The 13,098-nt window shown below is 70.1% G+C and carries 8 protein-coding genes; 3 read left to right on the forward strand and 5 right to left on the reverse strand.

Going from position 1 to position 13,098, the window contains the following annotated elements:
• Nucleotides 1-95 precede the first annotated feature (95 nt).
• Nucleotides 96-3,278, forward strand: coding sequence for a DUF6531 domain-containing protein (locus tag AB0O15_RS24835; protein ID WP_364322628.1), 3,183 nt, complete (start codon nt 96-98; stop codon nt 3,276-3,278).
• A gap of 306 nt (nt 3,279-3,584) precedes the next feature.
• Here AB0O15_RS24835 and AB0O15_RS24840 read toward each other — a convergent pair whose 3' ends face one another.
• The 5 genes from AB0O15_RS24840 to AB0O15_RS24860 all read right to left on the reverse strand — a co-directional run bounded on the left by AB0O15_RS24840 (nt 3,585) and on the right by AB0O15_RS24860 (nt 11,151).
• On the reverse strand, nt 3,585-4,601 hold the full coding sequence (locus AB0O15_RS24840; protein ID WP_364322630.1) for an ABC transporter permease: 1,017 nt from the start codon (nt 4,599-4,601) through the stop codon (nt 3,585-3,587).
• Entirely contained in the window at nt 4,598-5,563 is a 966-nt protein-coding gene (locus tag AB0O15_RS24845; RefSeq protein ID WP_364322632.1) for an ABC transporter permease, read from the reverse strand. The genes AB0O15_RS24840 and AB0O15_RS24845 overlap by 4 nt, the downstream gene beginning before the upstream one ends.
• Complete coding sequence (locus tag AB0O15_RS24850) at nt 5,560-7,080, reverse strand: sugar ABC transporter ATP-binding protein (RefSeq protein ID WP_364322634.1); 1,521 nt, start codon at nt 7,078-7,080, stop codon at nt 5,560-5,562. Before AB0O15_RS24850 ends, AB0O15_RS24845 begins: the two co-directional genes overlap by 4 nt.
• A 57-nt stretch (nt 7,081-7,137) precedes the next feature.
• Nucleotides 7,138-9,882 (reverse strand): AbfB domain-containing protein, encoded by a 2,745-nt coding sequence (locus AB0O15_RS24855; RefSeq protein ID WP_364322636.1) that lies wholly within the window; start codon nt 9,880-9,882, stop codon nt 7,138-7,140.
• A gap of 180 nt (nt 9,883-10,062) precedes the next feature.
• Nucleotides 10,063-11,151, reverse strand: a complete 1,089-nt coding sequence (locus tag AB0O15_RS24860; RefSeq protein ID WP_364322638.1) for an ABC transporter substrate-binding protein — start codon at nt 11,149-11,151, stop codon at nt 10,063-10,065.
• A gap of 281 nt (nt 11,152-11,432) precedes the next feature.
• On the opposite strand from AB0O15_RS24860, the gene AB0O15_RS24865 reads away from it, so the two are divergent.
• Nucleotides 11,433-11,750 carry a hypothetical protein gene (locus AB0O15_RS24865; protein WP_364322640.1) on the forward strand — a complete coding sequence of 106 codons (318 nt, stop codon included), beginning with the start codon at nt 11,433-11,435 and terminating at the stop codon, nt 11,748-11,750.
• A 66-nt stretch (nt 11,751-11,816) separates the two neighbouring features.
• On the forward strand, nt 11,817-12,437 hold the full coding sequence (locus AB0O15_RS24870; RefSeq protein WP_364322642.1) for a response regulator transcription factor: 621 nt from the start codon (nt 11,817-11,819) through the stop codon (nt 12,435-12,437).
• The last annotated feature ends 661 nt before the right edge of the window (nt 12,438-13,098 follow it).

Below are 13,098 nucleotides of genomic sequence, written 5' to 3' on the forward strand. Positions count from 1 at the left end.
GGACCTGACATGAGGTCTGTTCGCCCCAAGTCGTTTCCTCGCGGGAGTTGGGTGCCCACCATTTGCAGCGTTGTGCAACACCCGAGGAGGACCGCATGTCTCGCCCGCTCGACTGGTGGGTCCTGGACCTGGAGTCGGACCCGGCGCCGGGATCCTGCGAGGCGGCCGAGGCCCTGGCCGGTCGGCTGATGCGGTTCGCCGACGACGCCGAGGCCGCGGGCCTGGCCGTCCGCTCGATGGGCGACGAGGCGGTGCTCGCCTGGACCGGGCTGTCGGCGGAGCGGTTCGCCGACCAGTACGGCGACTTCCCCGAGCAGATCCGGCAGGTCTGCGCCTCGCACCGGATGGCGGCCGAGGCCCTTTCCGCGTACGTCCCCCGGCTCCGCGCCGCGCAGGCCGACGCCGACCGGGCCCTGACCGAAGCCCGTGACGGCCTCGCCCTCGACGCGGCCAAGGTGCTGGCCGAGCAGGCCCGGCAGGTCCGCGAGGACGCCACCGCCACCTGCGCCAAGGAGATCCGGGTGGCCTCGGCCGCGGGCATCCCGCCGCGGTCGTTCTGGGACAAGCTGGCCGACGGCTTCCAGATGCTGTGGGAGGCGACCTGCGAATCGGCGAAGTGGGTGTCGGTGGCCACCGGCGCGGTGGCGCTGGCCGCCTGCGCCCCGGCGTCCTGGCTGGCCCCTGCGGTCGGTGGCCCGCTGCTCGGCGTGGCTCTGGCCGACCTCACCGCCGGCCGGGGCAACGGGCTGGGCCTGGTCTTCGGGGTGCTCGGCGGATTACCCGGGGTGGTCGGGATGACCACGGTGGCCGGGCTGCGGGCCGGATGGCGGCCGGTGGCCGCGGACTTCGCCGGCGTGAAGGTGGAGCGGCCGGGGCCGGCGGCGGTCGTCGTCACGAAGAGCCTGACCGCGACCGGCCGGCGGGCCCACCCGGCCTCGGCCGCCCCGGCGGCGTTACGTGACCACGTCGACGTCGGCGCCGGCCGGGTCGTGATCACCGAGACCGACCTGGACGTGCCCGGCGAGCTGCCGATCCGGTTGTCCCGCACGCATCGCTCGGATCAGCAGGCCGGCCGGTTCTTCGGGCCGGGCTGGATGTCCACGATGGACCAGCGGGTGCAGGTCGAGGACGACGGGCTGCACCTGATGCTCGAGGACGGGACGCTGTTCAGCTATCCGGCGCCCAGCCCGTCCGGGGTGGCCCACCCGCGGCACGGCACGGATCGCCCGCTTTCGCGTACCCCCGACGGCGGTTTTGTCGTCATCGACCCGGCGAGCGGGTGTTCGTGGTGGTTCGCCCCGCCCGACGGCGAGGGGGCGGCGTGGCTCACCGCGATCACGCTCGGCGGGCACCGGGTCGACGTGCGGCGCAACGGGCTCGGCGTGCCGGTCGAGGTGCGACGGACCTGCGGCGCGCGGATCGCGATCGGGACCGAGGACGGCCGGGTGGTCGCGATCGGCGCGGTGGCATTCGGTTACGACGGCGACGAGCGGTTGGTGCGCGGCGGGGGCACGGCCTACGAGTACGACCCGGCCGGGCGGGTGGTCCGGCGCGGCTCCGACAGCTTCGGGTACGACCGGACGGGCCGCTGCGTCCGGTCCGGCAAGAGCACCTTCGCGTACGAGCCCGGGCGCACCGTGGTGACCGACGCGTCCGGCGCCGCCACCACCTGCACGCTGAACGACCACCGGCAGGTCATCGCCGTCACCGACCCGGTCGGGGTGACCGTCACCACCCAGTGGGACGCCCAGCACCGCCCGATCGCGCACACCGACGCCCGCGGCGGCCGCACCACCTGGGAGTACGGCTCGGCCGCGCACCCGGTGACCCGCACCGACGCCACCGGCGGCCGGCGCATCCACCGCTGGGACGCCGAGCACCGCCCGCTGACCGTCACCAACGAGCTCGGCCAGACCTGGCGGTTCGAGTACGACGCGGCCGGCCGCCCCGCACGCGAGACCGACTTCCAGGGGCGGGAGCGGACCTTCGCCTGGGACCGGCACGGCCGCCTGATCCGGGACGGCGCGATCGGGTACGCCTACGACGACGCCGGCCGGCTGACCGAGGAACGCGTCGGCGACCGGGTGACCCGCTTCTCCTGGACATCCGACGGCCGCCTGGCCGGGGCGGCCGTCCACGGCGGCGCCCGCGTCGAGGTGTGGCGTGACGACGCCGGGCGGGTGATCGCCGAGAGTCTCGACGGCGTGGTCACCGGCCGGGCCGCATGGGAGCACGACGCCGTCGCCCGGATCGCCGGCCACACGCTCACCTTCGAGTACGACCGGTTCGGTGCCTTCGAGCAGGACCGGTTCGGTGCCTTCGAGTACGACCGGTTCGGTGCCGAGATCACCCGCCGGCTCGACGGCGCCGTCGTGGTGACCACCTCCCGGGACGCCGCCGGCCGCCCCGTGGCGCAGGTCATCGGCCGGGAGCGACGCGAGTTCCGGCGGGCCCACGGCGACGTGATCGCGATCGAGGACCGCCGCGAGCGCCGCGAGATCGACCGCGACGCCCTGGGCCGGGTGACCGGCTTCGGCACCGAGCGCTACGCGTACGACCCGACCGGCCTGCTCATCACCCCGGCGACCGGCGACCAGCAGGTCTTCGACGCGGCCGGCCGGCTGATCCGCCGCGCCGCGGCCGACGGCCGGCACTGGGAGCACGAGTGGGACGACGCCGACCGGATGACCGCGGTCACCACCCCCGACGGCGTGCGCTGGACCTACCGGTACGACGGCCTGGGCCGGCGCATCGCCAAGGAGTGCGTCCTCGAGCGCTTCACCTTCCGCTGGCTCGGCCACCGCCTGGTCGAACAGCACCACACCGTCGGCGACGGACCGGTCCGGGTGACCGCCTGGGTCCACCACCCCGTTACCGGCCACGTGGTCGCCCAGGTCGAGGACGGCCGAATCGGCGTGGTGGTCACCGACGAGGCCGGCACACCGACCGACCTGATCGACCCCTCCGGCGAACGCGTCTGGCAGCGCCGGGCCACCCTGTGGGGCCTCGACCCGACCTCAGCCACGCCGCTGCGCTTCCCCGGCCATTACCGCGACGCCGAGACCGGCCTGCACCACGACCGGGGCCGCTACTACGACCCGGGCACCGCCCGTTACCTGAGCCCCGACCGCCGAGGCCTGCGCGGGGGCCCCAACCCGTACCTCTACGCGGCCGACCCCCTCGTGCCCCGCCCGGCCGACGATTCCTGGGAGCCCCGCACGGTCTACGCGGCCCAGCAGATCGCCGCGACCCGGGCGGCGCTCTCCGCGCACTGGTAGGTCCTTACGACCCGGAGACGTGTTGCGGCGGATCCCTACATATCGGGCTGGCCGACGACGCCGGTGGGCGCATGCCCTACGCGGCCCCTCGGATCGCCGCGACCCGGCCGTTCCGCACAGTGGTAGCTGGGCACCCCGGGCTGTGGATAACCGCCGGATCCGGTCGTAGTCGCGCGCTACATTCACCGCCCACCCAGAGGGGTGGGGGAGGTGGCGGTGCGCGCGCCGAATCGCCAAGATCAGCAGGCGGTTGGCGAGATGGCGGCGATGCGCGCGCGACGTCCAAGATGGTCAGGCGGCGGGTTGTCAGGTCACGCGGCGGAGTTTGGCCAAGTAGGTCTGGGCCACCACGACGACGGCCAGGAAGGCGCCGCTGATCACCTGCTGGTAGCTGGACTGGACGTTGCCGACCTGGTTGATCATGTTCTGGATGACGCCCAGGAGAAGGACGCCGGCCACGGTGCCCGCGATGGTGCCCGCGCCGCCGGTCAGCAGGGTTCCGCCGATCACCACGGCGGCGATGGCGTCGAGTTCCATGCCGGTGCCCAGCACGGTCACGCCGGAGCCGAGTTTCGCCGCGTTGATCGCCCCGGCCAGGCCGGCGAGCAGTCCGCTCAGGACGTACACCCAGATTTTGGTCCTTCGCACCGCGATGCCCATCAGGCCGGCCGCGTCCTCGCTGCCGCCGATCGCGTAGACCGCGTGCCCGAACCGGGTGCGGGACAGCACCACGATGCCGATCGCGACCAGCACCACGGCCAGCCACACGGGGTAGCCGATGCCGAGGAACGAGCCCGTCCCGAACGAGCGGAACGCGTCGCTCTTGACCAGGTAGGTCTCCGAACCCTCGGTGCTGATCGCGCGCATCAGGCCGCGCGCCCCGAGCAGGGCGGCCAGGGTGACGATGAAGGGCGCCATTCTGGTGTACGCGATGAGCAGCCCGTTCGCGATGCCGATCAGCCCGCAGACCAGCAGCGGGGCCAGGAACGCGGCACCGACGCCCCACTGCGACGCGTACGCCGAGACGACCCCGCCGAGCACGTAGAGCGAGCCCACCGACAGGTCGATCCCGCCCGTGATGATCACGAAGGTCATGCCCAGCGCGATCAGCATCGGCGGCGCCGCGGCCACCAGGATCGTGCCGGCGTTGTCGAACGTGCGGAAGTTCGGCCAGGTGATCGACGCGATGATCACCACCACGACGAGCACGGCCAGGGCGCCCTGGCGCTGGACCAGGCCGACGATCCGGTCGGTGCGCTCCGCCCGGCGCACGTCCGCCGCGACGACCGCGGGAACCTCGGGTTCGGTAGCCAACTGAGTCACCGGGTCTTCCTCTCGCGGGCGACGTAGACGGCGACCAGGATGATCACGGCCTGCACGATCTCGGTCGTCGACGCCGGCAGGTTGTGTTTGATCATGGTCGCCACGACCAGTTGCATGAGCAGGGCGCCGGCCACCGTGCCCAGCACGCGGACCTTGCCGCCGGTGAGCGGGGTGCCGCCGACCACGACCGCGGTGATCGCGGAGAGTTCGATCAGCAGGCCGACCGCCGAGGCGTCACTGGACTGGATGCGGGCGACGGCCAGGACACCGGCGATCGAGGCGAGGACCGAGCAGATCACGTACACGGTGATCAGGACTCGTTTGACCGGGAGGCCGGCCAGCTCGGCCGATTTGCGGTTGCCGCCGATGGCCAGGAGGCGGCGGCCGAAGACGGTGCGGCGCACCACGAACGCGACGATCAGCACGAGCGCCGCGGCGATCCAGACCAGGACCGGCAGGCCGAACAGGTCACCGGAGCCGAGGAAGATGAGGTCGTCGTTGCGGATGTCCTTGAGCTGGCCGCCGGAGATGACCAGGGCCAGGCCGCGGCCGCCGACGAAGAGCGCGAGCGTGGCGACGATCGGTTGCAGCCCGACCCGGGCGACCAGGGTGCCGTTGACCAGGCCGACGGCCAGGCCGGCGACCAGTGAGATGAGGATCGCGCCGGCCACGCCGTAGCCGAGGTACAGCGGGATCAGCGCGGCCGCGAGCGCCATCACCGAGCCGACCGACAGGTCGATGCCCTCGGTTCCGATGACCAGCGCCATGCCCAGCGCGACGATCGCGATCGGCGCCACCTGGATCAGCTGGATGCGCAGGTTGCTCCAGGTCAGGAAGTTCGGGGTGAAGATGATGTTGAAGAGGATCAGCAGCACGATCGCGGCGTACACGCCGTACGTGGGCAACCAGCTCTTGATCTTCGCAAGGTCCAGACCGCGCGCGGGAGAGGAAAGAGTCGTCATGCGTTGCCTCCCGCGGTGGCGATGGTGTCCAGCAGGTCCTCGGCGGTGACCTGGTCGCCGGTGAGGGTGCCGACCACCACGCCGTCGCGCAGCACCACGACCCGGTCGGCGCCCTCGATCAGCTCATCGGCGTCCGACGAGACCAGCACCACGCCGAGGCCCTCGGCCGCCAGTTCGTCGATCAGGCCCTGCACCTCGGCCTTGGCGCCGACGTCGATGCCGCGGGTCGGCTCGTCCAGCAGCAGCACCTTGGGCTGGGTGGCCAGCAGCCGGGCCAGCAGCACCTTCTGCTGGTTGCCGCCGGACAGGTCGCCGACCCGCTGATCGGGGCTGGACGCCTTGATCCGCAACCGTCGCATGTAGATGTCGACGACCTTGTCGATCTTCGCTTCGGAGACCACCCCGAGCCGGGAGAGCCGGGGGAGGATGGCGAGGGCGATGTTCTCGCGTACGGACAGACCGGCGATGATGCCCTCCGCCTTGCGGTCCTCGGGCTGGATGGCGATGCCCGCCTTGACCGCGCCGATCGTGGTCGGCCGTTTGAACGGCTTGCCTCCGACCTCGATCTCGCCGGCGTCCAGCGGGTATGCCCCGCCGATCGCCTTGATCGTCTCGCTGCGCCCGGCGCCGAGCAGGCCGCCCAGCCCGACCACCTCGCCGGGCCGCACGTCGAAGCTGATGTCGTGCAGCTTGTGCCGGCTGTTCAGGCCGGTCGCCTTCAGCACCGGGGCGGCCTGTTCCGAGCCGGTGTGCTCGCCGGAGAACGCGGTCGCGCCTTCCCGTCGCACCTCGGACATCTCCCGCCCGAGCATCAGCGACACCAGCTTGATCCGCTCCAGGTTCTCGAGCCGGCCGGTGTGCACCAGCTTGCCGTCGCGCAGGATCGTCACCGCGTCGCAGATCCGGTAGAGCTCGTCCAGGCGGTGGCTGACGTACACGATGCCGATGCCCTGGGCGTGCAGGTCCCGGATCACGCCGAACAGCGTCTCGACCTCGCGCGGCTCCAGGGACGAGGTGGGCTCGTCCATGATCACCACGCGGGCGTCGATCATCACCGCCCGGGCCAGCGCGACCATCTGCTGTGCGCCGAGCGCGAGCGTGCCGAGCTGGCGACGGACATCCGTGGTGACGCCGTAGCGCCGCAGGATGTCCGCCGCCTCGCGATTCATCCGCCCCTCGTCCAGCGTGCCGAACCTGGTGCGCGGCTCGCGGCCGAGGAAGAGGTTGTGCGCCACGCTCATCAAGGGGATGAGGTTGACCTCCTGATAGATCGTGGAGATCCCGGCCTTCTGGGCGTCCATCGGCGTACCGAAGGAGACCTTCTGGTCGCGGTAGCGCACCTCGCCGTCGTCGGGTTGGTAGACGCCGGTGAGCACCTTGATCAAAGTGGACTTACCGGCGCCGTTCTCGCCGACCAGGGCGTGAACTTCCCCTTGGTTCAGCGTGAACGAGACATCGTCCAGAGCGCGGACGCCCGGGAACGTCTTGGTGACGCCGGCGACCTCTAACAGCGGCATGAACGCATTCACTCACTTCTCAACATAATCCGTCAAGGTCTGACATTTTTGTTAGCGCTAACCAAGCGGAGCCGCGTTGTTCCACGTGGTGTCGGCGTTGTAGCTGGACGGGTTGTCCCAGGCGTTGCCGCCGCCGCTGCCGGCGATGTAGACGGCCTCGCCGTAGTGCCGCCAGTGGTAGCCGGGGTAGTTGAACGACTCCAGCGAGACGTTCCCCGACCCGCCGTTCAGCGGCGGCTGGGCACAGAACGTGGCGTCCTGCTGGAACACCGTCGTCCCGTCGCTCGACGCCTTCTGCACCCGGTAGTTCGCGTGCCGCAGGTACTGGCCCGCGAAGTTCGCCGACTCGAACGAGTAGCAGCTGCTGTCGGCCAGGCCGGCCTTGACGATGAAGGTGGCATCCAGCCGGTCGGCCGCCGCGCTGCTCGCGGTGATCACGTCCGTGCGGGCGAGCCCGTCCCGGTGCCGCAGGTAACGCGTGTCGAAGCCAGGCGTGGTGACCCGGAACGACCGCCGCTGCCCGATCGGCAGGTCGGCGCCGCTGCGCCACCAGCCCGAGTTGACCGCCCAGGTGGCATCCTGCGCGTACGCGCCACCCGTGCCCGCCTCGACCCACACCTCTTCACTACGGTGCCGCAGGTAGGAGCCGGGCAGGCTGGCCGACTCGAGCGAGGTGCCGCCGCCGGAGAGCCCCGGCCGGGCACAGAACGTGGCGTCGGCGGTGAAGGTGCCACCGTTGTTCGCCTCGCTGTACACCCGGTTCGCCCGGTGCCGCAGGTACCGGCCCGGGAAGTTGCGGGACTCGAACGAATAGCAGGCGCTGTTCGACAGGCCGGCCCTCACGAAGAACGTGGCGTCCTGCTTGTCGCCGACCGCGCTGCTCGCGTTGATCACATCGGTGCGCGCGGCGCCGTCGCGGTGCCGCAGGTAGCGGTCGGTGTATCCGGTGGTGGTCACCCGCAGCGAGGCCGGCTTGTTCAGCGACAGCGTGGTGCCGTTGGCCGCCCCGAGCACCCGGAGGTGGGTGTCCCGGACGCGCGCGAAGTCCATCTTGCGGATCTGCCGGTCGTACGTGAAGAAGCCGTTGAGCTCCTCCTCCACGTCGGTCGGTTCGGTGTAGACCGAACCGGACAGCCCGTTGCCGTTGATCAGGTCAACCAGCCGGCCGGTGATCTGGATGTAGCGGTTGGTCAGGGCGTTCGAGTCGGGCAACCACTCGTACGCGAACTCGCCGCCGCTCGGCCACTGGTGACCGGGGGTACGCAGGCCGAGGCCGCCGTACTCGCCGTTGACCGAGATGCGGGTGGCTGTGGGCGGGCGGCTGATGCCCGGGCCGACGTACTGGTGGTCGTCGATCACGTCGCCGTTGCCCGGGTCGGGGTCGGAGTCACAGCAGTTGGAGCCGGAGTTGTGGTTGACCAGCCGGGTCGGGTCCCAGCTCTTCACCAGGTCGGCGATGCGGCCGGCGTCGTACTCGCCCCAGCCCTCGTTGAACGGCACCCACTGCACGATCGAGGTGATGCCCTTGTGCTCGTCGATCATCTCGCGCAGCTCACGCTCGAACCGCTGCCGGCCGACGGTCGACGGCTCGCGGCCGCTGGCCAGCGCCGGCATGTCCTGCCAGACCATCAGGCCGAGCCGGTCGGCGTGGTAGAACCAGCGGTCGTTCTCCACCTTGATGTGCTTGCGGACCATGTTGAAGCCGAGCGCCTTCTGCTGTTCCAGGTCGAAGGCGAGCGCGGTGTCGGTCGGCGCGGTGTAGATGCCGTCCGGCCAGAAGCCCTGGTCGAGCGTGCCCAGCTGAAACACGAACTTGCCGTTCAGGGTGGGCCGCAGCGTGCCGCCGAGCATCGCCTTGCCGACCGAGCGCATGCCGAAATAGCCGCCGACGGCGTCGCCGCCGGCCATGGTCACCCTGAGGTTGTAGAGGAACGGGTCGTCGGGGGTCCACAACCGGGCGTTGGGTACGGGTACGCGGAAGCTGCTGCCCACCGTGCCGGTCGCCGTGCCGACCACAGTGGCGCCGTTCAGCACCTGGGCCGTCACGCCGGCGCCGGCCTGCGTGCCCTGCACGACCAGGTCGAGGCCGCCGGCGGCGACGTTCGGGGTGGTGTCGAGCCGGGTGACGCGCTGGGCCGTGGTCGGCTCCAGCCAGACCGTCTGCCAGATGCCCGAGGACGGCGTGTACATGATGCCGCCGCGGTTGAGGCGCTGCTTGCCGACCGGGATGTCCTGGCCCTCGACCGGGTCCCAGACGCCGACGATGACCTCGTTCGAGCCGGCCCGGAGGGCGCTGGTGATGTCGTACGAGAACTTGTCGTAACCGCCCTCGTGCGTACCCAGCAGCGTGCCGTTGACCCAGACCTTCGACTGCCAGTCCACGGCGCCGAAGTTGAGCTGCACGTTGCGCCCCGACCAGCCGGCCGGGACGGTGAAGTTCTTCCGGTAGTACATGAAGTTCTCGTGCCGCATGATCCCCGAGAGAGCGCTTTCAATCGGGTACGGGACAAGCACCTCCTCGGCCAGCGTCTGGCCCACCGGTGGCGTGTTGGTGTTGCTCGCCCGGGCGAACTGCCAGATGCCGTTGAGGCTCTGCCAGTCCGGGCGGGTCAGCTGCGGGCGGGGATATTCCGGCAGGGGATTGGTGGTGGAGACCTGGCCGGTCCAGGGCGTGGTCAGCGGGGGTGTCTTGGGTACGAAGGCAGCGGCCGGCGCGGCGTTCACGACGACCGCCCCGGTGGAGGCGATCAGTGCCGCGGCCAGGCCGGTGAGCCATCGTCGAGAGCGGGGATGTGCAGTCACGTTCTCTCTCCTTCGAGAAAGTGCGCTGTTGGGGGAACTCATCGTGTCCCGCGGACACATCCGCTGGCAATAGACGTCGGTCTATGTGGCCTTTTTCTGGAAACATTCTTTACCGGGCGTGGTCACGACCGGCGGCGCCGCCTCCGAGTGCTGGAAGCGGCGTCGCCCGTCGTGGTCGGATCAGTAGGCGCTGTTCAGGTCCGCCTTGGCGTTGCTGGCGTCGTACTGCCGGTCGGAGATGATGATGTCCTCCGGGATCGGCTCACCGTTGAAGAACTTGGTCGCCGTCTCGAAGGCCAGCGGGCCGAAGCGCGGGTTCGACTCGATGACCGCCGAGGCCCAGCCGTCCGCGACCGCCTGCACGGCGCCCTTGGTGCCGTCGATCGTCACGATCTTCACGTCGCCGGCCTTCTTGCCGGCGCCCTTCAGCGCGACGATCGCGCCCAGGGCCATCTCGTCGTTCTCGGCGTAGATGCCGTTGATGTCGCCGTTGGACTGCAGCAGCTGCTCGGAGACCTTCTGGCCCTCCTCGCGGGAGAAGTTGCCGGTCTGCTCGAAGGTGACCTGAACATCCGGCGCGACCTTGGCGATCTGGTCCTTGAAGCCCTTGGTCCGCAGCGTGGTCACGTTGTTGCCCGGGGCGCCGAGCAGGATCGCGACCTTGCCCTTGTTGCCCAGCGCCTTGGCCATCTCGTCGGCCGCGCGCTGACCCTGCTTCTCGAAGTCCGACCCGATGAAGGTCAGGTAGTCGGTGCAGGACTTCGCGTTGATCTTGCGGTCGATGGTGATGATCGGGACCTTCTTGGCCGCCGCCTTGGCGAACACCGAGTCCCAGCCGTCCGAGTTCAGCGGCGCGATGATCAGCAGCTGCACGCCCGAGTCGATCATCTGCTCGACGTCGCTGATCTGCTTGTTGAACTGCGAGTTGGCGTTCGAGGTGGTCAGGTTGCCGGACGGGATGCCGACCTTGGCCGCCTCGTCCTGGATGGACTTGGTCTCCGCGGTCCGGAACGGGTTGGCCTCCTTCTCGGACTGGGAGAAGCCGACCTTCGCGGTCTTCAGGTCCACCTTGGTGCCGCCGTACTGCTGCAGGGTGCAGCTGGCGACGCCGGGCGCGGCCGACTCCACGACCTGGGCGCCTCCGGACGATCCGGTGGTGGGTCCGCTGCCGGAGCCGTTGTCCTCCGACTTCGCACACGCACTGATCGCCAGCAGGGCAACGCTGAGAGTGACTATCGCCGGCCGCATGCGGCCGGAACGAGCGCTCATGACATAGCTCCTTCGAGGGGCTTTCGTCGAACTGAGTGACATCAGGGGGTAATCACCCGGAAACACATTCACCCACCATCGAACTTTTGTTGTCAAGGTCGCACGCGCAAACGTTTACGGGTCCGTGATGGAGCGCTCTCTCGCAGGTCAGAGCCGGGTTGCGGCGGGCGGGCATGATCGACCTCGATGCATGGCGTCTTTTGGGCAGACGTGCCTGCTCGGGCGGGCACTCCACGCATCACGGGGTCGCGCCGCGCGTCCAACACTGATGAACTTGTGTCATGTCCGAGGAACAGCCCTTCGCCGGCGACGTCTTCCTCGATCTCGCCGGCGACGGCCGGCTGACGATCGAGGCGGAGGAAGCCGACCGTCTGGTGGCCGCGCTCGAGTGCACGCTCGCCGCGGTCTGCGAACGGCTGCGCGTGATCCGGCTGTGGCGCGAACTCGACACGCCCACTCTCGACGGCCTGCCCGGCCCCGCCGCCCAGATGGTCGCCGACGCCGTCTTCCAAGACCAGACAGTGCCCGGCCGGCTCGAAGCGGCGGCCGATGAGCTGCCCAAATACATCTCGGCTCTACGCCAGGCGCGGCGCCTCTAGGCCCGCTCCAGATTTATGGAGCGACTCTGAAGGATTCGTGAAGCGTCAAGCTTTTGACTGGTCGGCATGGAGAAGATCAGCGTCGCCGTCCAGTCGTCCGACCCGCTCACCCGCGCCGGTCTGCTCACCCACCTCCAGGAGTGCACCGAGCTGACCCTGCTGCCGGCGGACCGCTGGACCGAGGCGTCCGTCCGGGTGGTGGCGACCGAGCGGCTGCGCCCCGAGTCGCTGGCGGCGCTGCGTCGTTCCGCCGCCGACAGCGCCGCGCCGGTCGTGCTGATCGTCGAAGAGGTCTCCGAGGCCGATCTGCTCACCGCCGTCGAGTGCCGGGTCGTGGCCGTGCTGCCCCGCGCCGTGGTCTCCGGCGAGCGCCTGACCCGGGCCGTCCAGGCCGCCGTCACCGGTGGTGGCGTGCTGCCGCCGGCCCTGGTCGGCGAGCTGATCAAGCACGTCGAGCGCCTGCAGCGCGAGGTCCTGAACCCGACCGGCGGCGCCGGCGGCCTGTCCTCCCGCGAGGTCGACGTCCTCCGCCTGATGGCCGACGGCCTCGACACCAACGAGATCGCCGGCAAACTCTGCTACTCCGAGCGCACCGTCAAGAACGTCATCTACGGCGTGACCCACCGCCTCAACCTCCGCAACCGCTCCCACGCCGTCGCCTACGCCCTCCGCGCCGGCGTGATCTAGCCACGCGGTGATTCTTCGATCAATGTCTCAAGCGGGGCCGTGAGCGCCGCCTTGCCGGCAGATCCGCTGCCATGCATGAGCGAGCCTGCTCTGGAGAAGATCGACTCACCCGTGCCGGCTGTGCCCTCCGCGTCGGCGTCATCCAGCCGCGCATGAACCCGAGGTCACTCCGACTGCACCACGGCGAAGGGTGGCCGCACGCCCTCGGTGAGCTCGGCCGCACCTGGAACACCTTGGAATCCGACCGCACGGCGACGTGCCACCCGTCGCTTCCGGCCGAGTCCCCACCAATGGTCACGGTCCGCCCATCCGTGATCCCGACGATGCAGGTCATGGAGCCACTCTTCATGGCCGGCGAACTCGTGCCAACCATCAGGTGGACGGCTCCGGAATGACGGCCTGATGTGGCCTCGGCGACCGCACGTCGGCCGGGCCACATCGGACGGTGGGCGCGTGCACGATTCTGAGCTGGGCCGCGTCGACCGTGTTCGCGCTCTCGCCGGCCCGGATGGGCCGGTCGCCTGCGGGCTAGACCCGGACTTCGCACATGCTTTCGAGTGAATGTCTGTTCCGCCCCGGGTTTGATGGAGACATCGAAACCTGGGAGAAGATTCAGCTATGCCGGCACCGAAGAAGTACCCCGATGAGCTGCGTGAGCGTG

It is taken from the genome of Actinoplanes sp. NPDC089786, from assembly GCF_040684855.1.
Taxonomy (GTDB): domain Bacteria; phylum Actinomycetota; class Actinomycetes; order Mycobacteriales; family Micromonosporaceae; genus Actinoplanes.